General features: G+C 68.7%; 22 protein-coding genes. 2 read left to right on the plus strand and 20 right to left on the minus strand.

Annotated elements, in window-relative coordinates:
- Nucleotides 1–66: 66 nt before the first annotated feature.
- On the plus strand, nt 67–591 hold the full coding sequence (locus tag TRAD_RS06150; RefSeq protein WP_013177731.1) for a DUF2243 domain-containing protein: 525 nt from the start codon (nt 67–69) through the stop codon (nt 589–591).
- Nucleotides 592–704: 113 nt separating this feature from the next.
- Here TRAD_RS06150 and TRAD_RS06155 read toward each other — a convergent pair whose 3' ends face one another.
- The 17 genes from TRAD_RS06155 to TRAD_RS06240 all read right to left on the minus strand — a co-directional run bounded on the left by TRAD_RS06155 (nt 705) and on the right by TRAD_RS06240 (nt 18,701).
- On the minus strand, nt 705–1,088 hold the full coding sequence (locus TRAD_RS06155) for a rhodanese-like domain-containing protein (RefSeq protein ID WP_013177732.1): 384 nt from the start codon (nt 1,086–1,088) through the stop codon (nt 705–707).
- The gene (locus tag TRAD_RS06160) at nt 1,085–1,759 is read right to left on the minus strand and encodes a carbonic anhydrase (protein ID WP_013177733.1); all 675 of its coding nucleotides are present in this window, start codon (nt 1,757–1,759) and stop codon (nt 1,085–1,087) included. Before TRAD_RS06160 ends, TRAD_RS06155 begins: the two co-directional genes overlap by 4 nt.
- A complete protein-coding gene (locus TRAD_RS06165) occupies nt 1,756–3,501 on the minus strand; it encodes a SulP family inorganic anion transporter (protein WP_013177734.1) in 1,746 nt (581 codons plus the stop codon). The genes TRAD_RS06160 and TRAD_RS06165 overlap by 4 nt, the downstream gene beginning before the upstream one ends.
- Nucleotides 3,502–3,655: 154 nt before the next feature.
- Nucleotides 3,656–5,053 (minus strand): MBL fold metallo-hydrolase, encoded by a 1,398-nt coding sequence (locus TRAD_RS06170; RefSeq protein ID WP_013177735.1) that lies wholly within the window; start codon nt 5,051–5,053, stop codon nt 3,656–3,658.
- Nucleotides 5,054–5,328: 275 nt separating this feature from the next.
- On the minus strand, nt 5,329–6,516 hold the full coding sequence (locus TRAD_RS06175) for an NAD(P)/FAD-dependent oxidoreductase (protein ID WP_013177736.1): 1,188 nt from the start codon (nt 6,514–6,516) through the stop codon (nt 5,329–5,331).
- Between the two features lie 52 nt (nt 6,517–6,568).
- Nucleotides 6,569–7,249: a DUF1641 domain-containing protein gene (locus tag TRAD_RS06180; protein ID WP_013177737.1), complete on the minus strand. Its 681-nt coding sequence runs from the start codon at nt 7,247–7,249 to the stop codon at nt 6,569–6,571.
- Nucleotides 7,250–7,442: 193 nt separating this feature from the next.
- The gene (locus TRAD_RS15135; protein ID WP_013177738.1) at nt 7,443–8,336 is read right to left on the minus strand and encodes a LysR family transcriptional regulator; all 894 of its coding nucleotides are present in this window, start codon (nt 8,334–8,336) and stop codon (nt 7,443–7,445) included.
- Between the two features lie 106 nt (nt 8,337–8,442).
- The gene (locus TRAD_RS16280; RefSeq protein WP_041947173.1) at nt 8,443–8,832 is read right to left on the minus strand and encodes a hypothetical protein; all 390 of its coding nucleotides are present in this window, start codon (nt 8,830–8,832) and stop codon (nt 8,443–8,445) included.
- 156 nt (nt 8,833–8,988) lie between these two features.
- Nucleotides 8,989–9,726, minus strand: coding sequence for an ATP-binding cassette domain-containing protein (locus TRAD_RS06195; RefSeq protein WP_083770916.1), 738 nt, complete (start codon nt 9,724–9,726; stop codon nt 8,989–8,991).
- Between the two features lie 41 nt (nt 9,727–9,767).
- Nucleotides 9,768–11,015: a sugar ABC transporter permease gene (locus TRAD_RS06200; protein WP_013177741.1), complete on the minus strand. Its 1,248-nt coding sequence runs from the start codon at nt 11,013–11,015 to the stop codon at nt 9,768–9,770.
- Nucleotides 11,016–11,038: 23 nt separating this feature from the next.
- The gene (gene xylF, locus TRAD_RS06205; RefSeq protein WP_013177742.1) at nt 11,039–12,058 is read right to left on the minus strand and encodes a D-xylose ABC transporter substrate-binding protein; all 1,020 of its coding nucleotides are present in this window, start codon (nt 12,056–12,058) and stop codon (nt 11,039–11,041) included.
- A 184-nt stretch (nt 12,059–12,242) separates the two neighbouring features.
- Nucleotides 12,243–13,199 carry a sulfotransferase family protein gene (locus tag TRAD_RS06210; RefSeq protein WP_013177743.1) on the minus strand — a complete coding sequence of 319 codons (957 nt, stop codon included), beginning with the start codon at nt 13,197–13,199 and terminating at the stop codon, nt 12,243–12,245.
- Between the two features lie 231 nt (nt 13,200–13,430).
- Nucleotides 13,431–14,780, minus strand: coding sequence for a Kelch repeat-containing protein (locus tag TRAD_RS06215; protein ID WP_013177744.1), 1,350 nt, complete (start codon nt 14,778–14,780; stop codon nt 13,431–13,433).
- 84 nt (nt 14,781–14,864) lie between these two features.
- On the minus strand, nt 14,865–16,094 hold the full coding sequence (locus tag TRAD_RS16505) for a 3-keto-alpha-glucoside-1,2-lyase-like domain-containing protein (RefSeq protein WP_013177745.1): 1,230 nt from the start codon (nt 16,092–16,094) through the stop codon (nt 14,865–14,867).
- A gap of 39 nt (nt 16,095–16,133) precedes the next feature.
- Nucleotides 16,134–16,640: a hypothetical protein gene (locus tag TRAD_RS06225; protein ID WP_013177746.1), complete on the minus strand. Its 507-nt coding sequence runs from the start codon at nt 16,638–16,640 to the stop codon at nt 16,134–16,136.
- A gap of 70 nt (nt 16,641–16,710) precedes the next feature.
- Nucleotides 16,711–18,456 (minus strand): 3-keto-alpha-glucoside-1,2-lyase-like domain-containing protein, encoded by a 1,746-nt coding sequence (locus tag TRAD_RS15140; RefSeq protein ID WP_013177747.1) that lies wholly within the window; start codon nt 18,454–18,456, stop codon nt 16,711–16,713.
- 38 nt (nt 18,457–18,494) lie between these two features.
- A complete protein-coding gene (locus TRAD_RS06240) occupies nt 18,495–18,701 on the minus strand; it encodes a hypothetical protein (RefSeq protein ID WP_013177748.1) in 207 nt (68 codons plus the stop codon).
- A gap of 567 nt (nt 18,702–19,268) precedes the next feature.
- Here TRAD_RS06240 and TRAD_RS06245 point away from each other — a divergent pair.
- Nucleotides 19,269–22,346 carry an AfsR/SARP family transcriptional regulator gene (locus TRAD_RS06245; protein ID WP_013177749.1) on the plus strand — a complete coding sequence of 1,026 codons (3,078 nt, stop codon included), beginning with the start codon at nt 19,269–19,271 and terminating at the stop codon, nt 22,344–22,346.
- A 161-nt stretch (nt 22,347–22,507) separates the two neighbouring features.
- Here TRAD_RS06245 and TRAD_RS15145 read toward each other — a convergent pair whose 3' ends face one another.
- The 3 genes from TRAD_RS15145 to sucC all read right to left on the minus strand — a co-directional run bounded on the left by TRAD_RS15145 (nt 22,508) and on the right by sucC (nt 25,071).
- Nucleotides 22,508–22,804 (minus strand): hypothetical protein, encoded by a 297-nt coding sequence (locus TRAD_RS15145; RefSeq protein ID WP_185095206.1) that lies wholly within the window; start codon nt 22,802–22,804, stop codon nt 22,508–22,510.
- Nucleotides 22,805–22,912: 108 nt separating this feature from the next.
- A complete protein-coding gene (sucD, locus tag TRAD_RS06255; protein ID WP_013177751.1) occupies nt 22,913–23,851 on the minus strand; it encodes a succinate--CoA ligase subunit alpha in 939 nt (312 codons plus the stop codon).
- Nucleotides 23,848–25,071: an ADP-forming succinate--CoA ligase subunit beta gene (gene sucC / locus TRAD_RS06260; protein ID WP_013177752.1), complete on the minus strand. Its 1,224-nt coding sequence runs from the start codon at nt 25,069–25,071 to the stop codon at nt 23,848–23,850. Before sucC ends, sucD begins: the two co-directional genes overlap by 4 nt.
- Between the last annotated feature and the right edge of the window lie 97 nt (nt 25,072–25,168).

Below are 25,168 nucleotides of genomic sequence, written 5' to 3' on the forward strand. Positions count from 1 at the left end.
TTGCTAGGCTAATGCGTCAAACAAACGGCCTAGACGTTAGCCTCAGCCGTGGTGACAGGGGGGAACATGACGACGAAGCGAGCCGTTGGGGTCTTTTCCGAAGCTGCGCAGGGCGCCGTAGACGCAAAGACGCACAAGCGCGCCAACCGGCGCGTCTTCTGGCTCGCCTTCTGGACCGGTTTCGGGTTGATGGGGGCACTTGACGCCATCGCCTTTCACCACCTTCTGCGCTGGCACAACTTCTATATTCACGCCGGCGCCGACTGGCGCGCGATCAGCGACGGGCTGTTGCACGTGATGACGACCGCGCTCCTGTTTCTCGGCGTCGTGCTGCTCTGGCGTAACCGCCACTTCGTCGTGCAGGCGCGGGCGACGGGGCTCGCGCTCGCGGCGGGGTTCTGGCTCGGCATGGGGGTGTTCCAGTTCATCGACGGGACGCTCTTTCACAAGGTGTTGCGTTTTCACCCGGTGCGCGAGGGGGTCGAGAACATCTTGCCCTATGACCTCGCCTGGATCGGTTCGGCGCTCCTCTTGATGCTCATCGGGGGCGTGCTGTGGGGGCGCGTCAGGGAGCACGAAAAGCGGTTCTGACGGGCCAGCGCGTCCGCGACCCGTATCGAGGCAAACGGCAACAGCCGCGCGCCACGGTAAGGGGGACCAGCTCGAGCTGGTCCCTCCAAACGTTGCTTGGCGTTCGTGAGCCGCTAACGGACAGTGGGGAGCCCCGCCCGTTCCCACGCGATCATGCCACCGGCGACGTTGATCGCCCTGAAGCCCGCGCCTGAGAGCAGCGCGCTCGCTTGCGCCGAGCGGTTGCCGGAGCGGCAGATCACCCAGATGGTCTCGCCTTCGGGCAGCTCGTCCAAGCGTTCGGCGAGCTCACCGAGCGGGATGGGGGTCGCCTGCGCGACGCGCCCCTCTGCGACCTCCCACGGTTCGCGCACGTCGAGCACGAAGGTGTCGGGCGCGTCTCCCAGTTGCGCTGCGAGGGCGGCGACGTCGCGGGTCTCGAAGTTGGCCCCCCGCTGCGACAGGCCGAGCGAGGCGGCTATAAGGGGGATGGCAAGCAGGATAAAGAGTCTTTTCATAACCGTTCCAAAAGCGGGCCGTGAGCGGGCGCGCTGGGTAAAAGGGGTGTCGGCAGCAGCTCGAGCCCGCCCGTCTCGAGGTCGTACACGGCGCCGACGACGGCGAGCGTGCGCTGGGCGATGCGCGCCTTTAGGGGCGGGTGCGCGGCGATGAGGCGAACGGACGCCTCGACGTTCTCCCTCACGGCCCCCTTGAGCGTACACCCCGTCCCCCCCTCAGCCGTGTCGCAGCGACGAGCGGCGCGCCGCAAAGCGGGCTCGAGCGCCCGCACGAGGGGCGTCAGCGAGGGGTCGGCGCCCCCCTCCTCGAGGGCTGCGGCGGCGGCCGCGACCGCGCCGCAGCCGGTGTGCCCCAGCACCACGATGAGCGGCACGCCGAGCACCGAGACGCCGTAGGTGAGGCTCGCCAAAATCGCGTCGTCGACGATGTTGCCGGCGACCCGGTTGGTAAAGAGGTCGCCCAAGCCCTGGTCGAAGATGATCTGCGGCGGCACGCGCGAGTCGGCGCAGCCGAGCACCGCCGCGAAGGGGTGCTGCTCGCGCGTCAAGGACGCGCGCCAGCGCGCGTCTTGGTGCGGGTGCGCCATGCGCCCCTCGAGGTAGCGCTGGTGCCCGGCCAACAGGCGCTCGAGCGCCCCTTGGGGGGTCAGGGGCGTCTGGGGGGCGGTCATCGCCGCTCGAGCGCCGCGCGCGCGCCCGTCGGGGCGTCGGGGGCGGGGGAGAGGGTCTCGCCAAAAGCGCGCAGGGCGTGCTCGAGCGAGAGGTGCGCGGCGCGCGCGCGAAAGCGCTCCGGCCACGCCGCGCGCGCGACGAGGTCGCGCACGGGCCCTTTCATACCGGCGAGGTGCACCTCAATGCCGATCTCTTCAAGGGTCGCCATCAGCTCGCGCAGCGTGTCGAGCGCCACGGCGTCGACGTCGTTGACCCCCGAAAAGTCGAAGAGCAGGCGTTTGGCGTCGGGGTGCTCGCGCAGGGTCCGGTCGACGAACGCCTCCAAAAAGCCCATGTTGGCGAAGTAGAGGGCGGCGTCCTCGCGGATGATGATCGTGCCGGGGAAGAGGCGCACCTGCGGAAAGCGTTTGACGTTGCGAAACACCCCTTCGGACTCGAGGTAGCCCACCACCGCCGTGTGCGGGTAGGCGCTGCGCCACACGTAGACGAGGAGCGAAAAGGCGACGCCGATGAGGATGCCCTGCTCGATCCCGATGAGCAAGGTCGCGGCGAACGTCACCAGCAGCGTCCAACCGTCGATGGGGCGGACGCGAAAGAGGTGGCGCGGCTCCTTGAGGTCGACCAGTCCGACGACCGCGACCACCACGATGGCGGCGAGCGCGGCGTTCGGCAGGTAGTAAAAGAGCGGGGTGAAAAAGAGGAGCGTGAGGAGGACCAAGAGCGCCGTGAGGAGCGACGCGAGCCCCGTGCGGGCGCCCGCTTGGTAGTTCACCGCGGTGCGCGAAAAGCCGCCGGTCACTGGGTAGGCCGAGAACAGCCCGGCGACGAGGTTGGCGAGCCCGAGCGCGCGCAGCTCGGCGTTGGCGTCTAGCGGGTAGCGCTCGCGCGCGGCGATGGACTTGGCCACCGCGAACGACTCCATGAAACCGACGAACGCGATGGTGAGCGCGGCCGGGAGCAGGTTCACGAGCGCCGCCCCGTCGAAGGGGGGGAGGGTCAGTTGCGGCAGCCCCGAGGGGACCTCGCCGACGATGCGCAGGCCGTAGTCCTCGAGCCCCAGAGCGTAGGTCGCCAGTGTGGCGAGCACCACCACCCCCAAGGGCACCGGCAGGCGCGGCGCGAAGCGGCGCCCCAAAAGGAGCAAAGCGATACTCACCGCGCCGAGCGTGAGCGAGGCGGGGTTGGTCTCACCGAGCCGCGTGGCCGCCTCCCACAGCAAGAGCGGCACCGAGTGGGTGTTCTCAAGGCGGATACCCAGGAGGTCTTTAAGCTGACTTAAAGCGATCACCACGGCGGCGGCCGAGGTAAACCCGCTCACGACCGCGTGCGACAAGAAGTTGGTGATAAAGCCGCCGCGCAGCACGCCGAGCAGCAGCTGCGCGGCGCCGACCATGAGCGCCAAAAGCGCCGCGTAGAGGATGAAACCTGCAGTGCCCGCCTCGGCGACCGCCGAGACGCCGGTCAGCGTCAGCAGCGACACGATGGCGACCGGGCCGACGGCGAGCTGCCGCGACGAGCCGAAAAGGGCGTAGACGATGAGCGGGAGCGTCGAGGCGTAGAGCCCGACGACGGGGGGGAGCCCCGCGAGGAGCGCGTAGGCCATCCCCTGCGGGATGAGCATCACGGCGACCGTCAGACCGGCGACGAGGTCGCCGCGCAGGTCGCTCGGGCGGTAGCGGCGCAGCCACGCCAGCGCGGGCAGCAGCTGCTCCGTTCGGGTGGGGGGATCGGAGAACGTCATGGCTTCCTTCGTGTAGTGCCGTGGAGTGCGGGTTGTGGTGCGAGGTGGTGAGGCTAGACGCAAGTCGCCCCGTGCGACCGGCGCGCGTGGCGCGGCGTCCACGGGGCGGCGTGACCTAGAGCCTGAGAGTTCTAAACCTTGAGGCCGGGGGCGCTCAGGCGGAGACGCGGCGCTCCTGCGCCTTTTTCCACGCGGCGTAGGAGCCCTCGAGCTCGACGACGTTGCTAAAGCCCGCGGCCCGCAGCGCGCTCGAGACGACCGTGTTGCGCGCGCCCGACTGGCAGTGCGTGACCAAGGGGCGGTCTTTAGGCAGTTCGTCTAGGTGCCACATCACCCGCCCGCCGTGGATGCGGTGGGCGCCTGGCAGGTGCCCCGCGTCGAACTCGCTCTTGGTGCGGATGTCGAGGATAAAGGGGTTGTCAAGCTCGTCCAAGGCTTCGGGGGCGACCGACGTGACCGGCTGGCGCTCGAGGCGGCCGAAGTGGGTCACGAAACCGACGACGTTGTCGATCCCCACGTACGAGAGCCGGTCGCGCAGCGCGGCCGCCTGCGCCGCGTCCTCGGCGAGGAGCACGATGTCACGTTCGTCGCGTTCGGGGTCGATGACGTATGAGGCGTAGGTAACAAACGATTTGCTGATGGGGATGTGGAGCGCACCCTTGACGGCGTCTTTGTCGAACGCTTCTTTGGGTCGGGTGTCGATCAGGATGAGGGTGTCGCCGATGCCCGTGAGCGTGTCGGGGTCGAGCTCTTTGGGGGTGCCGCGCTCACCGAGCAGGGGCGGTCCGGCGCGGTTCATACGCTTCATCCGGCTGAAGTAGACGGGCGCGTCGGGTTGACCCTCTAGAAGCGCCCGCACGAAGGCCTCCTCGTCGCCTTTCTCGACAAAAGGCGCCCACCAGGAGACGAGCTTTTCATACCCGACGGTGCTCGAGGCGACCGCGCCGAGCGCCTTGCCGCAGGCCGAACCCGCCCCGTGGCCGGGCCACACCTGGACGAAGTCGGGGAGCGACCAGAACTCCTCGCGGAGGCTCCGGAAGAGCTCGCGAGCCATCGGTTCGCGGGTGTCTTTGCCGATGCCGGACTCGTCTAAGAGGTCGGGGCGGCCGAGGTCGCCGACGAAGACGAAGTCGCCGGTGAGAAAGAACCCGGGGGCGTCGGTCGCTGCGCCATCAGTCAGTAGAAACGACAGGTGCTCCGGGGTGTGGCCGGGGGTGTGGCGCGCCTCGAGCGTCAGGTTGCCCACGCCGATGGTGTCGCCGTGCTTGAGGCCCTCGTGCGGGAACCGGTACTGCCACTCCTCCCCACCCTCGTCCGAGAGGTAGAGGGTCGCGCCCGTCGCGGCGGCGAGCTCGCGGCTGCCGGAGAGGTAGTCGGCGTGGATGTGCGTCTCGGTCACCGCCCTAATCGTCATACCCTGAGCCTTGGCCTCGTCCAGGTAGACCTGGACGTCGCGGCGCGGGTCGACCACGATGGCTTCACCCGTCCTCTGGCAACCGATAAAGTAGCTTGCTTGGGCGAGATCCTCGTCGTAGATGCGCTTAAAGAGCATGGTGCCTCCTTCTTCCCTCTTTTATACCCCCAGGGGGTATAAGAGTGCAAGCTCGATATGACGTCCGCTTATAAACGTTATGCAGGGATTAGACTTCCTGCAAAAGTGCTGTTTTTTCAACTGAGCGCGTCTGCTCATACTCGCTCTACTCGGCGAAAGCCGGAGCCGGGCGTTCGCCCGCCTCCCACTTTCGCAGGAGGTCTATTGCATAACAAGATGACGCGCGCCCGCCCAGCAGCCGCTGGGCGGGCAGCATGGTCGGCGCCGGGGGGGACTTAGGCGCGGCCGCGCAGCATCCCGTGCCAGTAGAGGTTGGGCAGCCCGACCTTTTTGAGCAGGTACATGCTGTAGCGCTCCTTGCTCTGGTCGAAGGGGAAGCTCTCGGCGGGGTTTTTGTCGTAGTCGAATTCGGCCAGGATGAGGCTGCCGTAACCGGTCACCAGCGGGCACGAGGTGTAGCCGTCGTAGCTCGCGCCTAAGGGCTCCTTGGCGCGCAGCTTGAGGAGGTTTTCGGCGACGACGGGCGCCTGTTTGCGGATCGCCGCCCCCGTCTTCGAGGTCGGCAGGCTGCTGTTGTCGCCGAGCCCGAAGACGTTTTTGTACGTCGTGTGTTGCAGCGTGTGTTTGTCGACGTCGACCCACCCGTCGGCGTTCGCGAGCGGGCTCTTTTTGATCACGTCGGGGGCGCTCATCGGCGGGGTGACGTGGATCATGTCGTAGGGCATGGTGACCTCGCCCCCGGGGTAGGTGAACACCGCCTCTTTGCGCTCGGGGTGGAGCGCTTTAAGTTCGTGCTCCCAGCGGGGCTCGAGGCCTTTACGCGCGATGACCTTGTCGAGCTCGTCGGCGTACTTTTTCACCGCGAAGATGGTCTTTTTGGGAGAGCAGTAGAGCAGGCGCGAGCGCTCGCGCACCCCTTGGCGCCGGAAGGCGTCGTCGGCAAGGTACATGATCTTCTGCGGCGCGCCGCCACACTTGATCATCGTCGAGGGCTCCGTAAAGATGGCCGTGCCCCCCTTGAAGTTGCGGATGTTGTCCCAGGTCGACGTGACGGTGTTGTAGTCGTAGTTGCTGCAGACGCCGGTGCCGGGTTTGCCGACCGACTCTTTGAGCCCGGGGATCTTCTCCCAGTCGAGCTGCAACCCCGCGGCGACCACCAGAAAGTCGTAGCTGTAGGTCTTGCCCGCGCGCGTCGTGACGCGGTTGTTCTCGGGATCAAAGCTCTCGGCGGCGTCTTGCAGCCAGGTCGCGCCGGGGGGGATGAAGTCGGCCTCGTTGCGTTCAGACGCCTCTTTGGGGAAGACGCCCGCGCCCACGAGCGTCCAGAGCGGTTGGTAGTAGTGCTTGGTGTTGGGCTCTAAGATGGCGACCTCGGGGGGGTTGGGGTGGTTGCGCAGCCGCGCGGCGACGGTCAGGCCGGCGGAGCCTCCGCCGACGACGAGCACTTCGACGTGGTCTTTCATCGTCTCCTCCTCACAAGTAGCGACTCGGTGCGTGGTGGCTCGGGCGTGTGCGTCACGGGCGCGGCGCGGTGGGGACGCGCTCTAGTGAGCGGCCGAGGTGTTTGGCGAGCACCAGGAAAAAGGTGAGCGCGCGCCGCACCTCGAGGTCGCTAAGCAGCCTCAGCACCCCGAAGGGGGTGGGGAGCGGTTTCGTACGGCTCTCGGCGAGGGCGTGGGTGGTCGCGCCGCGCAGGTCGCCGAGCAGGGTGGTGCCGCTCGCCAGCAGCTCCTCGGGGCCGAAGCCGGCGGCGCGGGCGCTCTGCGCGTAGCCGTCGAGGGTGTCGACGGCGGCGGCGAGGAGGCCGGGGGCCTCGTCGGCCAGCGCGAGCAGCTTTTCGAGCTCGCCGGCGCGCTCGAGGAGCGCACTCAGGACCCCCACCGTCTCGGGGCGGGTGAGCCGTTCGGCGAGCTCGAAAAGCGCCGGGAGCCTCGCTTCGAGGTCGAAACCGGCGCGCTGCGCGCCGCGCAGGGCGTCGTCGAGCGCGTCGACGGCGGTAGCGACCGTGGCGGGGGCCTGCTCGGTGAGCGTTTCAAGCGTGCTGCGCTCGCCGAGGGCGGCCTCGAGGCGCCCCAGCCGCGCCGAGAGGTCGCCTAGCGCCTCCAAAATGGCGTTCGCCGTGTCCGCGTCGTTGGTGCTGGCCCGCCCCGGGGGCGCGTCGCGCCGACCTCCGGCGGGTGCTGTAGCCCTCTGCATGAGATAACCTCCTCCGGGCGCGGTGGTTCGCCGTCGCGGGCGCAGCGTACCCACCAGTCGCGCCGTGTCTCCGGTTGTCCTTTGGAGGTAGTTTAGCGGTCGGCCGCGCTATAAGCAAATATCATCTTGCTATTACGCTTATAGAAAAACCAAATAACCGGTCGGCGGGCGTACGGGTACCCACACCCTGGGGTCACGGCACGAGGGTACTGAGCGCCGTCCAGGCGGCGCGGTCGTACGTGTCGGGTGCGCGCGTCACCAGCTGCACCCCGGCGATAAAGCCGTCCGCTTCGAAACCGACGGTGCGCAGCAGGGCCGCGTCGACCTCAGCTTGGACAAAGCTCCGCACCGAAACGCCGATGCCCAGACCCTCGAGCACCGCGCAGCGCACGGCGAAGGGGCCGCTGACTTCGATCACCCGCCCCGGGGTGATAAGCGCCGAGGCGAGGTAGCGCTGCAAGCGCCCATGCAGCCAGCTGACCGAAGCGGGCAACACGAGCGTCTCACCGTGCAGCGCGCTGCTCGGGACGAGCGCTTGAGCGGCGAGGGGGTCGTCGGGTTTGACGAGCAAGCAGAGGGGCTCTTCGCTGATGCGCCTCGCGACGAGCGCGTCGGGGAGGTCTTGGGCGTCGCCCAACACGAGCGCCGCGTCGAGCGCGCGCTGCGCGACCGCGTCCAGGAGCTGCTGCGAATACCCCTCGCTCATGTGCACGCTCAGCTCGGCCCCCGCTGCACTAGCCGCGCGCAGGTTGCGCAGCAAGCGCACGGTGTAGGCCGTGACGAGGTGATGGCTGAGCCCGACGCGCAGCGTGACGCGCTCCGGGTGTTCGCCCTGCAAAAACCGCTGCGCCCGCTCGAGCGCCTCACTCACCGCCCGCGCGTGCGGCAGCAGCGCCTCGCCGAAGGGGGTGAGGTCGACCCCCGTCGCGGTGCGGCGGTAGAGGGGGCGGCCGAGCGCCTCCTGCAGCTGAGCGAGCTGACGGCTGAGCGCCGGTTGGCTGAGCCCCAAGGCGCGCGCCGCTTGGGTGACGCTGCGGTAACGGGCGACGGCGTCGAAGGCGCGCAGCTGTTCCGCTTTGGGTGGCATACGCTTATTGCATCACGTCTCGCGCCGCGTCACGCACACATCGCATCACGTACCGCACCGTAGCGCCGCGTCACGCAGCGCGGCGGCCTGCGGGGCGCGCTGAAGGTTATGCAGAAGGGGCGAGGGGGGCGGTGAGGTCGCTCAAAAAGCGCTCCATAAGCGCGTCGAAGGGGCGCGGCAGCTCCGACCAGGAGCGCTGCCAGCGCCCGAGCAGCGCCGCGCGCTCCTCGGGCCCGAGTTCGTCCGGGCAGCAGGGGAGACCGAGCTGACGCAGGTGCGCCAGCAGCGCCGTCTCTTGCGTGGCGTGGTGGTCTCTAAGCACCTGCTCGGTGCCGTAGGCGCGGCGGTAGAGCCCGCGCAGCTCGTGCAGCAGCGCGAGCGCGACGGCGTGGTCGTCGCTTAAGCGCCCGAAGACGAGGGAGCGGAGGTGGATCGCCGCCTTGGAGACGCGCTGCTCTTCGGGGTCGGCCTCGAGGCTGCGCAAAAAGGTGTTCACGAGTCTCATTCTAGGCTAACGCTACGTTCAGTGTCATGAGGAGCGTGCACCACCCGAGCGTTACGCGTCACACGCGTGCGGTGTGCATACCACGCACTGCGCGCTCGGCCCAGGGGAGTGAGGCGTCGGCCTACGCCGAGCACGTCGCCAAGGTCTTCAGGCGGCGCTCGCACTCCCCTTGAGGTCTCGGCCCAGGATGATCATGCTGAGCACGTCGTCTTGGGTCACGTCGGCGACCGCGTGGGTGCCGACCAGGCGCCCGTTATGCATCACGCTGATGCGGTCGGCCAAGCCGAAGACGTCGTGGATGTCGTGGCTGATCAGCACGATCCCCAACCCCTGGGTTTTGAGGCTGCGGATGAGGTCGCCGACCTTGCGCGTCTCCTGCGGCCCGAGGGCGGCCGTGGGCTCGTCCATGATGAGGACCTTGGCGTTAAAGAGGAGCGCGCGACCGATGGCGACCGCTTGGCGCTGCCCCCCCGAGAGGCTGCGCACGGGGACGCGCAGCGAGGTGATCTTGAGGTCGAGCCGGTCCAGCACGCGCCGCGCCTCGCTCTCCATGGCGTCGTCGTCGAGGCCGCCGAAGGGCCCCGTGAGCTCGCGCCCCAGAAAGATGTTAGCGGGCGCGTTGAGGTTGTCCGCGAGCGCGAGCGCTTGGTAGATGGTCTCGATCCCGTAGGCTTTGGCGTCGCGCGGGGAGCGGATGCTCGCGCGCCGCCCCCCCACCCAGATCTCCCCCTCGTCGGGGACGAGGGCGCCGGAGAGGATCTTGATGAGCGTCGATTTGCCCGCGCCGTTATGGCCCAACAGGCCCAAGACCTCCCCCGGAAAGAGGTCGATGGAGACCCCCTGCACCGCGTGCACCCCGCCGAAGGCTTTCGAGACGCCTCGCATCGCGACGAGGGGCGCGGGTTGAGGGGCCGTGCGCTGGGGGGTCACGGGCCCTCCAGCGCGCCGCTGCGGCGGCGGTAGAGGACGTCGAGCCAAACCGCGAGGATCAGCACGAGACCGATGACGACCTGCTGCAAAGGGCTCGAGAGCCCGAGCAGCACCATACCGCTCTGCAGGCTCTGCATCAGGAGCGCTCCCAAGAGCGCCCCCGAGATCGTGCCGTAGCCCCCGGCGAGCGAGGTGCCGCCGATCACGACCGCGGCGATGACGTAGAGCTCGGTGAGCGTCCCCGTGGAGTTAGCGCCCGCATTCAGGCGCGCCGAAGCGACCGCCCCGGCGAGCGCGCAGAGGACGCCGGTGATGACGAAGACGAGCAGGCGCACGCGGCGCGTGTCGATGCCGGCGAGCTGCGCCGCTTCGGGGTTGCCGCCGATGGCGTAGACGTAGCGGCCGAAGCGGGTGCGCCGCGCCGTGAGGCTCATGGCGAGAGCCAGCGCGAGGGTCACTAGGACCGGTACGGGGATGCCGCGGGGGACGGTGCTGCGCGGCTGGGTGTAGGCGTTCATGACCATCACGAAGCCCACGATGAGCGCCACGAGCACCCCTTGGGTGACGACCTCGGCCCAGAGCGGTTTGACGTGAAAGCCCAAGCGGCGGCGTTTGGCGCGTGCGCGGGCGTTGCCGATCAGCAGCGCGGCCACCGCCACCCCGCCGACGACCCAGCTCCAGGTGCCGCCGATAGAGCCGCTGACACCGCCACCGAGAATCTGAAAGGTGGGGTCTAGGGGCGCCACGGTGCGCCCCTGCGTGACGAGCCAGGCGCCGCCGCGAAAGATGAGCAGCCCCGCTAAGGTCACGATAAACGACGGCACCCCCTGATAGGCGACCCAGTAGCCCTGAAAGGCGCCCAAAAGCGCCCCCAGCAGGAGCCCCACGAGGAGCGTGGCGAGCCAGTTCCAAGGGGCGCCCGCGGGGAAGAGGTCGACTTGCAAGACCGCCATGACCATCCCCAAAAAGCCCAGCAGCGAGCCCACGGAGAGGTCGATCTGCCGCGTGACGATGACGAACACCATACCGGTGGCGATGATGCCGACGACGCTCGTCTGCACGGCCAGGTTCCAGAGGTTGCGCGCGGTCAAAAAGGTGCCCCCCGTGAGCACGTGAAAGAGCAGCCAGATGGCCAGCAGCGCCCCTACCATGCCGAGCAAGCGGGTGTCGAGCTCGAGCGCCCGCAAAACCCCGCGCGCGCGGGCGGGCGCGCGGCGGGGTCGTTTGGTTGGGGTGGAGATCATGCGGTGAGACCGCCCGGCGCCCCTTACTGGCAGGCGCTCGGGGCGTTTTCGGGGTCGACGCCGGCGCAGACGGTGTCGCGGTCGACCCAACCGGCGTCGATGACCACCTCGAGGTTGTCGCGGGTGATGGGGATGGGCTCGAGCAAGATCGCGTTCATCTCGACGCCGCGCGGGCCGTCGCTCCAGGTGGTCGCCCCCTCGATCTCGTCGAGGGCGGCGCCTTGGGCGAGCGCCACGGCGATCTCGGCGGCGGCCCGCCCGAGTTCGCGGGCGTCTTTCCAGACGCTCACCGTCTGCGTACCCAGCGCGATGCGGTTAAGGGCCGCGTGGTCGCCGTCTTGGCCCGAGACCGGGATGCCCTCGAGCCCCTGCGCCGTGAGCGCCGCGACGACCCCGCCCGCCGTGCCGTCGTTCGAGGCGACGACCGCGTCGACCTCGTTGTTGTTGGCGGTAAGGATCTGCTCGGTGTTGCGCTGCGCGTTCTCGGGAAGCCAGCCGTCGGTGTACTGCTCACCCACGACGGTGATGTCGCCGCTGTCGATGGCGCTCTGCAGCACCTCGAGCTGCCCCTGGTGCAAAAAGTCGGCGTTCGGGTCGGTGGGGCTCCCCTTGATAAAGACGTAGTTGCCCGTGGGTTGCACGTCGTAGACCGCTTGCGCTTGCAGGCGCCCGACCTCGACGTTATCGAAGGTGAGGTAGAAGACCCCGGGGTCCTCGATCAGCCGGTCGTAGGCGACCACCGGGATCCCCTCCTGCGCGGCGCGCGAGACCGCCGGCAAGATGGCCTCGTTGTCCTGAGCGAGGATGATAAGCGCGTCCACGCCGCGCGTAATGAGGCTCTCGACGTCGGCGAGCTGCTTTTCGGGTGAGCTCTGGGCGTCGGCGCTCACGTACTGCGCGCCGAGCGCCTCCAGCGTTTCCCGGATCGCCGCCTCGTCGGTGCGCCAGCGCTCCTCCTGAAAGTTCGACCAGCTCACGCCGACAGTCTGTGCGGCGGCCACCGCACCGAAGACAAACACACCCAACACCCCGAGTCGCTTCACGACCTACTCCTTTCGCGCCCCTAGAGCGCCGTAGCGCCGGCTCGGGGCGGCAAGTATGCCCAACGCCTTAGAGCAGGGGATGCCCAGCTGTCGCCAAAGTAGCTCAACTGTACGGGTCGGCGAAAAGCTTGTCAAGACGCCTAAAAGCGCGCGTGCAGTGCTGACGCGCGCCAAAGCCCGCGGGCTAGAGCGACCACGCCCCCAGCGACAAGCCGGTCAGCGCGCGCAGCGCCTGAACGTCCTCCTGGAGCATGGCGGTGAGTTCGGCGCGCAGCGCCGGGGTGACCTGCGGCGTCTTGATAGGCGGGCCAAAGACCCACGGGGCGTTGCGCTCGAGCCAGTAGACGCCGCGCAGTTTGCGCGCGACCATCCAGTTTTTGAGCGGGCTGCGGCGCCGGGTCGCGGCGGCGGGCATCGTCGCGGAGGCTTTTGTAAAGCGCGAGTCCTCGTAGGTGGGGTCGACGCCTAAAAAGGCGAAGACCTCTTGCAGGGTGCCGAGCGGGTCGCGGTAGAGCTCTTCGAGCACGACGACCTTGATCTGGCTCGGGTCGTAAAAGCGCCGGTACTGCTCGAGCTGGAAGTGGTAGAGGCTCGAGACCAAGTAGCGGTTGTTCTTTCGCTCGAGCATCGCCTCGGCGAAGGGCCGGTGTTCGCGCCCCAGCGAGTAGGAGTGCACGTAGTGCGACACCATCCGTTTGATGGGGTCGCGCACGCAGTAGAGCAGCTTGGCGCCCGGCAAGACCCTGTGCATCCGCTCGGGCACCCCCGCGTAGAGGGGGAAGCGCGTGTAGTTGGGTGAGGACTCGCCGATGACCCGCTTTTTCTCCGGAAAGTGTGACCGGTACCAGGCGAGCCCCTTTGCCCAGTTGTGCTCGGCGACGAAAAAGTTCGTCTCCTTGCGCCGCGACATAAAGACCTCGGGGTGGCAGTCGAGGTACTCGTGCAGGCTCGTGGTGCCGCACTTCATCGCGCCGATGATGACGAGGTTGGGGAGCGTACCGACCGCTTCGGCGCTCGCCGCCTCGGGTCGGTAGGGACGCGCCGGGCGCGCGGGGCGAGGGCGGGTGACGATCGGGCGCACGGGTTGCGGGGGCGACGGAGGGGTCGAGGGACCGATGGGGTGCCGCGCGTTTTTGTCCATGACCCTACCTTGCCGCTTGCAACTTGCGGTGCGCTTGCGGTAACCCCGGCCTCGGTTCGGGTGCACCGCCCGCGAACCGGTCGTGAGCGCCCCCTGAGGGCAGTTCCGCGCGGCGTAGCTACCAGCGGCCTCGCGGCGTGCAGGGGGGCGCTTTATGTCAAGGCGCGCCACAAAGCTGAAGCGCGGGGGGCAGGCCCCCGCGCGGCGCGGTCTCGAGGTCTTAAGGGTGAGTTAGTCCTGCGGGGTCGCGCGGTACGTCTCGGCGCGCCAGCCGCCGCCCGAGCCGCCCGTCAGGAAGATCTCGCCGTTGATCTCGTCCGCCACGGCCGACTGCAGCGCGTGCGGCAGGTCGGTGAGCGAAGTCCAGGTGTCGGTCTCGGGGTCGTAGGCGAAGACGTCGGTGATCGGCTTGAGGTGCGCGATCTCGCCGCCGACGACGATGATGCGCCCGCCCATGGCGAAAGTCGAGTTCGAGATGTGCGACACGGCTTTGGGCAGCGGTGCGAGCGTCTCCCAGGTGTCGGTCTCGGGGTCGTAGGCGTGGACGTCGTTTTGCGTCACGAGGTTGTGGTCGTGGTCGTGCTGGCCCGCGACGGCGTAGATGCGGCCGCCGAGCACCGCAGAGCCCATGTGGTTGCGCGGGTTGGGTAGCGGCGCGGCCTCCGTCCAGCTCTGCGCTCCCCCCGCGAGGTCGAGCACGAAGTGCTCGGGGGTGTCTTGGGTGCGCGCGAGGTTGGAGCCGCCGAAGTAGTGCAGACGGCCGTCCAGGTACTCGAGCTGCCCCGCCGAGCGCTCGACCGGGAGGTCGGGGAGGCGCGTGTAGCTGTCTTCGGCGACGTTGTAGCGCCACACCTCTTTGGTGCCGAAGATCTGCCCCGTCCCGCTGTTATTCGCGGTGTAGCCGCCGGCGAAGAAGAAGTCGGTCCCGTCGGTCGCCATGCCCGCGTGGGTGACGCCGCCGTGACCGGTGTTGTTCATCGGCGGCAGCGGCGCGAGCGGCGTCCAGGTGTCGGTCTCGGGATCGTAGACCTGGGCGCGGTCGGTAGGGGTGCAGCAGCGCTTCTCTTTGTCGAAGCCGCCAAACACGTAGAGTTTGCCGTTAAGCGCGCGGCCCTGCGCTTCGGCGACGCCGATGGGTTGCGGCGCGGCGGGGCTCCAGGTGAGGGTGGTGAAGTTGCCGCTCGCCCCCGTGACCGTGACGCTCGGGCCGCTGCGCGAGGTGCTCTCGCCGCCGGCGGCGACGCGCAGGGTCGGGGAGAAGGTGCCCGGCGCCGCGTAGGTGTGTTCTTGGCTGCCGCTCAAACAGGCCTCGCCCTCGAAGGTGTAGTCGGGGGCGCCGTCGCCCGTGACGTCGAGGGTGCAGCGGAGCGCCGAGGCGTCAGCGCCGCGCACGCGCCAGCTAAAGGTGACGGGTTCGCCCGCCGTGGCCGAGAGCGGCGCCGCGTCGAGGGTCTCGATGGTGAGGCCCGCCGGTGGGTCGACGGGGGGGCGGGCGTCGCGCTCGCAGGCGCCGAGCACCCCGAGCAGCGTCAAGGCCGAGAGGGAAAAACCGAGCTTTTTAACATCCGTACGTCTCAACATAGCCCTCCTTAGGTGCATTGTGGCAAGAAACCGGATGAAACGACCGTAACACGTGTCGGCGCCGCTCCCGCGCTCCGGGGTAGGCTAGAGCGGCTCGAGCCACACGTTGCGGAAGCGGACGCGGCTGCCGTGGTCTTGCAGCACCACGGGGCCGTCCTCCGGACCCTCGGGGTCGCCCAGGAGCGTGTGGCGCGGGATCTCGACGTCGTCATGAACCAGCACGCCGTTCCAGCGGACGCTGACGCGGGCGTTTTCGACCTTGCGCCCCCCCGCAAAGCGCGCCGCGCGGAAGGTGATGTCAAAGCGCTGCCAGGTTTCGGGGGGGAGGCTCGCGTTGACGTCGGCGTCTTTAACCCCGTAGATCGCCCCCGCGTCGTCGGCGCCTGTGAGCGTTACCCCGTACGAATCGAGGATCTGCACCTCGTAACGCCCCTGCAGGTAGACCCCGCTGTTGCCCCGCGCTTGGGGGGGGGTGCCTTCGGGGGTCGCGGGGACCCAGAACTCGAGGTGCAGCCGAAAGTCGCCGAAGGTTTCTTTGGTGCGGAGGTTGTTCTCGCTGACGCGTGCTCCCGGCAGCACCTCGAAAGCGCCGTCCTCGACCGGCCAGTTGGCCTCGCCGCCGGCGACGCGCTCCCACGCCTCGAGGTCGCTGCCGTCAAAGAGCACGAGGCGCTCGCCGCGCGCGGCGAGGGGCTGCGAGGCGCTCGCGCTGCCGCCGGCGCCCTCGACGGTGAGCGTCACGGTGTAGTCGCCGGGGGCGGCGTAGCGGTGGGTGACGCGCGCGCCCTCCGCGGCGCTCCCATCGCCGAAGTCCCAGCGCAACGCGCGGCCGGTCGGCGCGTCGTCTGCCTCGAAGACGAAGCTCAAGGGGCCGTCGCCGGGGAGGACGCGGAAGCGCGCGGTCGGCGCCTCGAGGTCGCCGTCAGCGTCGCCGACGACCTCGAAGGTGAGGCTGCGCTCGGCGCGGCCCCCGGCGGCCCCGAGGGCGCTCAGCGTGGCCTCGAAGCGGCCCGCGTCGGTCGTGGGGTGGTCCAAGCTCCCCTGGGCGCAGTTGTCGGGCTCATAGGTCGTCCCTGCAGGGGCGCCCCCCGCTACGGGGGTGACCTCGAGGGTGCACGCGCTCGCCCCTTCGGTCCGCCACGTCAGCCTCAGCGTCTGGCCGACGTTGAGCGTTTCCGAAGCGGCTTCAAAGCTCTGAATGACGACGCCGGGGACGGGGGTAGCCCGCTCACACGCGCTCAAAAGCGCGCCCAGCGCGAGGGCGCCGAGCGCGAGCCGAGAGGGGCGTAAAGGAAAGAGGGTCAGCGGCCACATAGCCTTACCTTAACCGCCGCTCTCTGTGCTGTGTGAGGGTCATTTTCCGACACGCGCGCACGCGCTCACAACCTGTTGCGTCAGGTAGCGCACCTCTCGCTCCATGAGCTGCGCCGCTACGAAGTCGCCCTTAAGGCGCAGGGTGTGGGCGAGCCGCGTGAGCGTCCCGACCTCCTCGTCGAGCCACGCGCGCAGCGCCTCGTCGAGAGCGTCCGCTGGCAGCGCTGTAGGAACGGACGGGTGGGGGGGAGCAGGGTGCTTGGGCCGCCGTGCGGGGCGCGTCGGTAGTGCGGGGGGGGGAGCGGGGGCGTGCCGTTCCCCGAGCGCCAAGCTGAGCGGGGCGCGCCGGTGCAGGTGTGCGCGCCTCGGTTGGGCGCGTTTGGGCCGGACGCCCTTTGAGCGCCTCCGTGCGGCGTCGAGGGGGGAGGCGGCGTGCAGCCCGCGACGCCGCTCGGTGAGAGCGTGCGGCGTCGCGGTGTCCACGCGGCCAAGGTCGGGGCGGCAGTCGGTCGTGGGGGCGTACTCGGACACGGCGTACTCGGACATGCTGTCCTCTCCTTTGGAGGGTGCGGGGCGAGGGCCGGCGCCTGGGTCGTCGGCGCGCCCGGACGCGCCGCTACGGCAGGTCGTCTCGGGCGGCTTGCAGCGGGCGGATCTCGATGTTGCGGAACATGATCTGTGCCCCTTCGGCCTGGAGCAGGATGCGGCCACGGGTCAGGGGCACCTTCTGGCCGTCGGGGCCGGGTTGAAAAAGGCCGTAGGCGCGGTTGTTGACCCGGCCGTTGATGAGGTGCACGGCGGTGTTGCCGCGGACGATCACCTCGGCGGTGTTCCACCCCTCGAGCCGTTCGTAGGTGCCGTCTTTGACGACGCGGACAAAGCGGCCGGGGCGGCTCGTGTAGGGTTCGCCGTGCTGTTTGTAGCGCGGCTCGGCGGCGCGCGTCGAGGCGACCGTGGTCGCGAGCGTGGTGCCGCCGATCAGCCAGAAGTCGCCGGTGTCGCCCTCTTGGATCTGGTACTCGACGCCGCGCGGCCACACCCCGTCGGGGCCGGTGACGTGGTAGATAATGCCGCTGTCGCGTTTGGCGCGCTCGCGCGGGGGGAAGCGCTTCTCCCCCCAGCGGTACTCGAGCCGCAGGTGGTAGTTTTCAAATTCCGCGTGCGTGGCGATGTAACCGAACTCGCGGCGCCCCCGCTGCGGCACGTCGAGGATGTGCAGCACGCCGTCTTCGACCCTGAACACCCCTTCCGGGTCGTGGTCGACGCCGTGCGAGGGGAGGTAGGTGTACCACCCCGTGAGGTCGCGCCCGTTAAAGAGGGGTTGCCAGGGCGACTCGAGCTCGGTCGGCAGCAGCGCGCTCGAGGGTTGGGCGTTGTGGAGGACGAACACCGCGTCCTGGTAGTCGCCGTTGGTGGCCTCTTCAAAGGCGATGAGGTAGCTGTTGCGCAAGGGGCGGCCGACGCGGTCGCTAAGCGGGTAGACGCGGATGGCGCGCGCGAGCCCCGTGTTGAGCGCGCTGATTGTGCTCCCTTCGCGCGACCCCGAGCGGACGTACACGCCGAACGGGGTGTCACCCGGGTCAAAGCTCGTCTGACCGCTCTGCAGCGGCGGCAAGAGGCGCTGCGCGTCCTCGGGGGCGACGCGCCCGAGCTCGTGGCGCTCTGGCTGCTGGCCGTCAAAGGTGACGAAGCCAAAGCGCAGCAACGCTTCGGGGCCGTAGCGGGCGACGGGGGTGAGCGTCACGGGCGCTTCGGAGGCGCGCTCAAAGAGGGTGACGGTGATCTCGTCGCCGATGGGAGCGTCTTTGGTGCTCAGGATGAGTTCGGTGCCGCCGACGTCGATGGCGTACCCGAGGGTCTGGACGATCTCGTGGAGGCTGGGCTCGAGCGCCCCCCCCTCGCCGCGCGCGGCGAGGCCGTAGAGCGCGACGCGCGCGGTGCTCTGGGGGCTGGCGGTGGAGAGCTCCAGGGTCGCGTTCTGGCTGCCCGCGTGAGGTGGCGCAAAGCCGATGGTGAAGGTGTAGCTGCTCTGCGGGGCGATGCGTAGCGGCAGAGCCGGGGGCGACTCGAGGAAAAAGGCGTCGGCGTCGACCCCGCCTAGCGACACGTCGCTCACCTCGAGCGGTTGGTCGGTAGGGTTGCGCACGGTGACCTCTTGCAGGGGGGCGCGCGCCCCCTGCGGCGCCGAAAAGATCAGCGTGTGCGCGCTCGGGCTCGCGACCTCAAGCCCCGACACGCGCGGTCCGAGGTCGTTTTCGGTCGTCGCGCCGTTACACGCCGCGAGCGTCACGAGAAGGCCCAGAAGGGCCCAGAGGGGGTTTGGCGGGAGGCGGTGGGGGAGCGAAGGACGCGTCAGGTGCATAGCGACTCCTTTGACGGGGGGCTAGTGGGACGGGGGGGCTAGTGGTAGGTCTGGGCGTGAACGGTCTCGAGGGCCTGCGCGAGCTCGCGCAACGTCCGCGGGGCGAGGGCTTCGAGGAGCCGCAGCTCGTGCTCGGGGACGCCCTCGGCGCGGAGCGTCGCGCGCAGGTTGTCGAGCAGGCTCCGGCGGTACTCGAGGTCGATGAGCGCCCGGTTAAACACCCGGTTGAGCGCTCGGCTGCGCACGGCTTAGGCGCCCGTATCGCCGGGGCGAGCGCGGCGGTAGCAAGGATGGAGCAGCCGAGGGGAGCGAAAGAGCCTACCGGGGCGCGGCTGCCGCCAAAAGAACCCTCGGGCGCGGAGCGCTTGGTGCGACGCCGTGGAGGCGGCGCGACGCGGACGGTGGGGGAGCGCATTTCGTGGTGTGTTCATGGCCCGCAGCTTGGCGCAAGGGGCTTGCGACCCCCTTGCGCAACCCTTGCGGCGGCCTTGGTCGCAAGCTTGCGGCCCTTTCGGGCTAGCGCTGCGACGGTCGCCTAAGCTCTCGTGACGCTCCGCTGACGCTCGCGTGCTAAGGTGCGGCGTTTTGCAAGGCGCTTCCCCGCGGCCCCCGCCGACGGGGTTGTGTGAGGGGGATGAGCGGATGTGAACTTTTTTACTGTTTAGCGGTGTGTAAAACGCCACACTGCCGTGTATGGCTCTAAAATCCTCATGAGTTTGGGGTGAGTCGGGGGGGTAGCCTTCACATCCGGTGACGGATGCGGCCCAAAGGGTTGCGAACTGCGGGTCAAATAGAGGCGGAGGGCGACATTCGTGAAATGGTTTTTGCCGCAAAAGGTCATCCGACCATACGCGCCAGCTGCGCTGATCGAACGACCTCGTCTGCACGAATGCGTGCTCGCCAACCTCGACCGCAAGCTCACCCTGATGGTGGCGCCCGCCGGCTACGGCAAATCCGTGCTGGCCCTCGAGGTCGCCAAGCGCGCCCCTTACCTCGACTGCTGGTACGAGCTCGATGAGCACGACGCCCACTTAGAGACCTTCTACGCCTACCTCTGCGAGGCGGTCCGGCAGCGCATCCCGAACTTTTTAGACGAGCTCCCCGAAACCCCCAAGCCCTGCACCCCGTGGGAGCTCGCGGGCCTCTTTACGGCGACGCTCTACCGCTTCGGCGAACCGCTGCTTATTACCCTCAGCAACTTTCACCGCGTGGGCGACGCCGAAGCGGTGACGCGCTTTGTCGACACCCTGATCACCTACTTGCCCCCAACGTGCCACCTGATGATCCTCTCGCGCAGCCCCACCCAGCTCAACTTGGCGCGGCTCGTGGCCAACCAAGAGGTGACGCTCCTGACGCAGGCGCAGCTCGCGCTCAGCGCCGAGGAGAGCGCCGCGATGGCGCAGCTTCTGGGGTGTGATGACGCCGAGCGCGCAGAGGCGCTGCACGCGCAGCTAGGGGGGTGGGCGGCGGGGTTGTCGCTGCTGCTGGCGGGGGCGGGCTCGAGCCGCGTCGAGGGGGCGGGGGACGCCGAGGGGCTCATTCACGCCTACCTCGAGACCGAGGTGCTCGGCGAACTCAGCGACGAAGAGCGCCGCTTCGCCTTTTTGGCGGCGCTTCTGGCCCCCTTTAGCGAGCTCGAGCTCGCCCACTACTGCACCCCCGAAGAGCGGCTTCTGCTCCCCGCGCTCGTGAGGCGCCACGCCCTGCTCTTTGCGACCGGCAAGGCGCGCGGCGCCGAGGCGCTCTACGACATGCAACCGCTCGTCAAGAGCTTTCTCAAAGAGACGCTCGAGCACACCCAGCCGGAGCTGTGGCGCGAACTCAACCTCAAAGTGGGGGTCGGCCGCTTCGACGCCGGCCACGTCGAGGCGCTGCAAAACCTCGTCGCCGCCGGGGCAGTCGGGGCGATCGTCGAGCGGCTCGAAGGGCTGCGCCGCGCGTTTCGTGAGTCGGGGGATTACAGCCGTTTCGCCCTCTGGCTTAAACGCCTCCCCGAAGCGGCGCTCCAAGACCACCCGGAGCTCCTCATCCTCATGGGGGAGGCGCTCGTGCAGAGCGACGCGGCCGCCGCGCGGGCGCTCTACAGCCGCGCCCTCGAGCTCGGCGTGCGCGACAAGCGGCTCCACGCCGCCGCGCTCAGCGGGCTGTTGCGCGCCGAGCACAACCTGCGCCACTACCGCGAGCTGCTAGCGCGCGCGCCGGAGGTGCTGACCGAGCTGCGGGAGCTGCGCGAGCTGCGCGAGCTCGCTTTCTCGTACAACTCGGTCGCGCGGGCGCACATGAGCCTGGGGCAGTTTAGCGCGGCGGCGCGCGCCTTTGAGATGGTGCAGCGCGTCGGCGACGAGCTCCGCGATCCCTACTTCAAAGCCCTAGCGACCCGCGGCCTAGCCGCTCACGCCGAATACACCGGCGACACGCAACGCGCGCTGCTCCTCAACCAGCAGGCGCTCGGCTTCTGGGAGGCGTGCGGCAACTCCTACCAGATCACCGGGGCGCTCAACAGCTTGGCCGCTTGCTACTACGACCTCGGCGAGCTAGAGGCGGGGCTCTCGGCGGGGTTGCGGGCGCTCTCGCTATGGAACGACCTCGCGCTCGACGAGAGCCCCGTGCTGCTGCACTGCACCCTGGGGGACTTGCTGCTCGCCCTAGGGCGTCCGGAGGAGGCGGCGCGCCACTTCGAGGCGGCGCTGCACGGCAGCCCGACCGACGCCTTTGCGCACGCCTACGCCCTCGTGGGGCGGGGGCGCCTTTTTAGCCTCGAGGGGGGGGAGGCGCGGGCGAAGACCTACGCCGAACGGGCCCTCGAGCTCGCCCTCGCGCACGGCTTCCGCTTCTGCGAGGGGCTCGCGCGCACGCTCCTGGCGCAGCTCGCCGCGCTCCAGGGGGCGCGCGCCGAGGCGGCCGAGCAGCTCGGGGCGGCCGAGCGCCTTTTCGCCGAGATCGGTGCTCGCCGCGAGTTGACGCGGGTGCTGTGGCTGTTAAGCAGCGTCACCGAGCAGCGCGACGCGGCGGCGCGGGCGCAGGCGCTCGAGGACGAGCTCGGCTGTCCGGCGCGCCCCCTGCGCTGCGGGCCGGCCGAGCCGGAGGCGGCCGCCGCGCCCGCACCGAAGTCGGCTTTCGGCCCCTCGGTGAGCGGCGCGGCGACCCCGCGGGCGGTGCTCGAGCTCTTTACCTGTGGCCACACCGACATCGTGTTAAACGGCGAACCGGTCGCCATCAACGATTGGAACGGGCGTAAACCGCGCGACGTGGTGCTCTTTCTCGCTTCGGTCGGGGGCGGCGCCTCGCGCGACGAGTTTATCGAAGCCCTCTGGGACGACGAGGGCCGCGACCCCGAACAGCAGTTTAGCGTCGCCTTAAGCCGCGCGCGGCGCACCCTGGGCTGGCGCGAAGCGATCGTCCGCGACGGCAACCTCTACCGCTTCTCGGCTGAGCTGCACGTGCGCGAAGACGCGGCCACCCTAGAGCGGCTCCGCCCCGGCGCCCCTATCGCGGCGCTCATGGAGGCGCTCGACGCCTACCGCGGCGACTACCTCCCGGGGTACTACGCCAACTGGGTGGAGCGCCGCCGCCAGAGCCTCCAAGAGCACGTGCTCTTGCTGCTCGCCGACCTCCTGCCGCGCCTTAGCGAGGAGGGGCAGCGCCACCTCATCCCGGCGTATGCGAAGCTCGCTTTTAAGCTCGACCCCTGCCATGAACCGAGCACCTTCGAGCTCATCCGCTACCACCTCGAGAACCGCAACCTCGAACAGGCGCGGCGGCACTTTAGCCTCTACGAAGAGGCGATCACCGAGCTCGGGCTCGAGCCGAGCCCGGTCATCGTCAGCTTGCTGTCGCAAGGGATCCCCGCCGCTTCGCCGCGCCTCGGCGAGCGGTTTCTGGATCTTTAGCGCGCAAAACCTCGAGGGTGTCTTAGCGTGTCTTTTTGCTCGGGGGTCAGCCGACCGGGCTGGTATTCATGTACGGCTTGGAGCGTGGTGGCGCCGAGCCGTCACGTCTTGCCGCCCCCGACAGAGCGCCAACCGAGCTCTTTGCGGATGCGTCGTATCTGCTAAGCGAAAGCGTCGTCTGGGCGCACGGACGCAATGTGGCTGTCGCTTTGGCCGGCCCAACGGAAGGTCTGTTCGATGCTCCCGTAACCACGTCTAAACGCTCTGGTGAGCTTGAGCGTGTTTTCGCGAGTAGGGGCTGTGGAGAGGATGACGCGCAGTTCGTCATCGGTCCACGGTTTATGGTTGTTGTCTTCGGGGTGCTCGATGGAGCGCTCGTACTCAAACAGCGCTTTTCTGGCCAAAGCGCCCTTTTCACTCGGAGACAGTCCCGCGACGTCTGAGTTCAGCAGCGCCAAGAGCCGCGCTCTAAACGCGTCTTTGTGCATTCAAGACCCCCCTAGCGTTTGTTCGGTAGCTTGCCAGGGCGGCGGAGCCCGAAGGCCCCGCCACAAGGCGCAGCACCCTTAGACCAACGCCGCTTTTTGCATCGCCGCCATCATCGCCGCGCCCATGTCGGTCGGGGTCGGTGCGATAACGACGCCGGCGGCCTCGAGGGCGGCGATCTTGTCGGCCGCGGTGCCCTTACCGCCGGAGATAATGGCGCCCGCGTGGCCCATGCGTTTGCCCTTCGGCGCGGTGGTCCCCGCGATAAAGCCCGCGACGGGTTTTTGCATGTTGCTCGCGATCCACGCCGCGGCGTCCTCCTCGGCGGTGCCGCCGATCTCGCCGATCATGATGACGCCTTCGGTCTGGGGGTCGTCGTTAAACATCTTGAGCACGTCGACGAAGTTCGTGCCGTTGACCGGGTCGCCGCCGATCCCGACCGCCGTGGTCTGACCGAGGCCGTTTTGGGTGAGCTGGTGCACCGCTTCGTAGGTCAGCGTCCCCGAGCGCGAGACGACGCCGATACGGCCCGCGCGGTGGATGTAGCCGGGCATGATGCCGATGCGGCACTCGTGCGGGGTGATGACGCCGGGGCAGTTGGGGCCGATGAGACGGGTTGGTTTGTCGGCGAGGTAGCGCTTGACGCGCACCATGTCCATGATGGGGATCCCTTCGGTGATGCAGATCACGAGGGGCAGCCCCGCTTCGGCAGCTTCCATGATGGCGTCGGCGGCAAACGGCGCGGGGACGAAGACGACCGAGGCGTTGGCGCCGGTCGCCTCCACGGCCTCTTTGACGCTAAAGAAGATGGGCACCTCGGCGCGGTAGGTGTCCCCGCGGCCCGGCACGCCAGAGTGGTCGGTCTCGCCCTCGAAGACCTCGGTCTGCCCGGCGCGGCTCGGGTGAACCGCCCCGACGACCTGGGTGCCGTAGGCGACCGAGCGGTCGGCGTGAAAGCGGCCGAAGTTGCCGATGCCCTGAACGAGTAGTTTGGTGTCTTTACCGACTAAGATGCTCATTTGGCCAACTCCACGATCTTCTGCGCACCGTCTTTCATGTCCTTGGCCGACACGACGTTCAGCCCCGACTCGTCGATGATCCGTTTGCCGAGGTCGACGTTGGTGCCCTCTAAACGCACCACCAAGGGGACCTCGAGCCCGACTTGCCGCACCGCCTCGACGACGCCGTTGGCGATGGTGTCGCACTTCATGATGCCGCCGAAGATGTTGACGAAGATGCCCCTGACGTTGGGGTCTTTCGTGATGATCTTAAAGGCCGCCGTGACGTTTTCGGTGGTCGCCCCGCCGCCGACGTCCAAAAAGTTGGCGGGTTCGCCGCCGACGTGCTTGATGATGTCCATCGTGGCCATGGCGAGCCCCGCACCGTTGACCAAGCAGCCGATGGTGCCGTCGAGCTTGATAAACGAGAGCCCGTAGTTGCTGGCCTCGAGCTCCGCGGGGTCCTCCTCGGAGGTGTCGCGCATCTCGGCGACCATCTTATGCCGAAACAGGGCGTTGTTGTCGAAGCTCATCTTGCCGTCTAGGGCCATCACCTGCCCCTGTTTGGTGACGACCAAGGGGTTGATCTCGATCATGTCGGTGTCGAGCTCTTCGGCGGCTTTAGCGAGCGCGCGCATAAAGCGCACCCCGTTTTTGAGGGCGTCGCCGGTGAGGCCGAGGCCGTGGGCGAGGCGGGCGGCCTGAAAGTTAGCGAGCCCGACGAGCGGGTCGATGTGCTCGCGCAGGATCTTTTCGGGCGAGCGCTCGGCGACCTCTTCGATCTCCACGCCGCCCTCGGTGGAGGCCATCATGACGTTGCGGCCGACCGCACGGTCGAGCACCACCGAGAGGTAGAGCTCGCGGCCTATGTCGATCCCCTGCTCGATGTAGAGGCGGTTGACCTGTTTGCCGCTCTCACCGGTCTGCACCGTGACGAGGGTCGAACCGAGCATCGCTTTGGCGAGCTCGCGCACCCGCTCCTCGGTAGCGCGCACGCCGCCCTTTAAGCCGTCGGTGATGACGTTGACGCCGGCGACCTCGGGGTGCTCTTTAAAGCGGCCCTTGCCGCGCCCGCCCGCGTGGATCTGCGACTTTAGCACCACGACCGGGTTGCCTGTCGCCTCGACGAGCGGGCGCACCGCCGCCACGGCCTCCTCGACCGTGCGGGCGACCGCCCCCTGCGGCACGGCGACGCCGCGCGCCTGCATCAGTTCCTTGGCTTGGTACTCGTGGATATTCAAGGCTCGCCTCCAGCGGAGGCCGCACGCTCCTCGCGGGATCAGCGTGCGGTCTCGGACTCCGGGGGCGCTGTCGGGTCAGGCCGAGCCGGCAGCGCCC

The sequence above is a fragment of the Truepera radiovictrix DSM 17093 genome (assembly GCF_000092425.1).
GTDB lineage: Bacteria > Deinococcota > Deinococci > Deinococcales > Trueperaceae > Truepera > Truepera radiovictrix.

Coding starts and splice junctions, on each gene's coding strand:
- TRAD_RS06150 (WP_013177731.1), top strand. CDS start 67: ATGACGACGAAGCGAGCCGTTGGGGTCTTTTCCGAAGCTGCGCAGGGC.
- TRAD_RS06155 (WP_013177732.1), bottom strand. CDS start 1,088: ATGAAAAGACTCTTTATCCTGCTTGCCATCCCCCTTATAGCCGCCTCG.
- TRAD_RS06160 (WP_013177733.1), bottom strand. CDS start 1,759: ATGACCGCCCCCCAGACGCCCCTGACCCCCCAAGGGGCGCTCGAGCGC.
- TRAD_RS06165 (WP_013177734.1), bottom strand. CDS start 3,501: ATGACGTTCTCCGATCCCCCCACCCGAACGGAGCAGCTGCTGCCCGCG.
- TRAD_RS06170 (WP_013177735.1), bottom strand. CDS start 5,053: ATGCTCTTTAAGCGCATCTACGACGAGGATCTCGCCCAAGCAAGCTAC.
- TRAD_RS06175 (WP_013177736.1), bottom strand. CDS start 6,516: ATGAAAGACCACGTCGAAGTGCTCGTCGTCGGCGGAGGCTCCGCCGGC.
- TRAD_RS06180 (WP_013177737.1), bottom strand. CDS start 7,249: ATGCAGAGGGCTACAGCACCCGCCGGAGGTCGGCGCGACGCGCCCCCG.
- TRAD_RS15135 (WP_013177738.1), bottom strand. CDS start 8,336: ATGCCACCCAAAGCGGAACAGCTGCGCGCCTTCGACGCCGTCGCCCGT.
- TRAD_RS06195 (WP_083770916.1), bottom strand. CDS start 9,726: ATGCGAGGCGTCTCGAAAGCCTTCGGCGGGGTGCACGCGGTGCAGGGG.
- TRAD_RS06200 (WP_013177741.1), bottom strand. CDS start 11,015: ATGATCTCCACCCCAACCAAACGACCCCGCCGCGCGCCCGCCCGCGCG.
- TRAD_RS06210 (WP_013177743.1), bottom strand. CDS start 13,199: ATGGACAAAAACGCGCGGCACCCCATCGGTCCCTCGACCCCTCCGTCG.
- TRAD_RS06215 (WP_013177744.1), bottom strand. CDS start 14,780: ATGTTGAGACGTACGGATGTTAAAAAGCTCGGTTTTTCCCTCTCGGCC.
- TRAD_RS16505 (WP_013177745.1), bottom strand. CDS start 16,094: ATGTGGCCGCTGACCCTCTTTCCTTTACGCCCCTCTCGGCTCGCGCTC.
- TRAD_RS06225 (WP_013177746.1), bottom strand. CDS start 16,640: ATGTCCGAGTACGCCGTGTCCGAGTACGCCCCCACGACCGACTGCCGC.
- TRAD_RS15140 (WP_013177747.1), bottom strand. CDS start 18,456: ATGCACCTGACGCGTCCTTCGCTCCCCCACCGCCTCCCGCCAAACCCC.
- sucD (WP_013177751.1), bottom strand. CDS start 23,851: ATGAGCATCTTAGTCGGTAAAGACACCAAACTACTCGTTCAGGGCATC.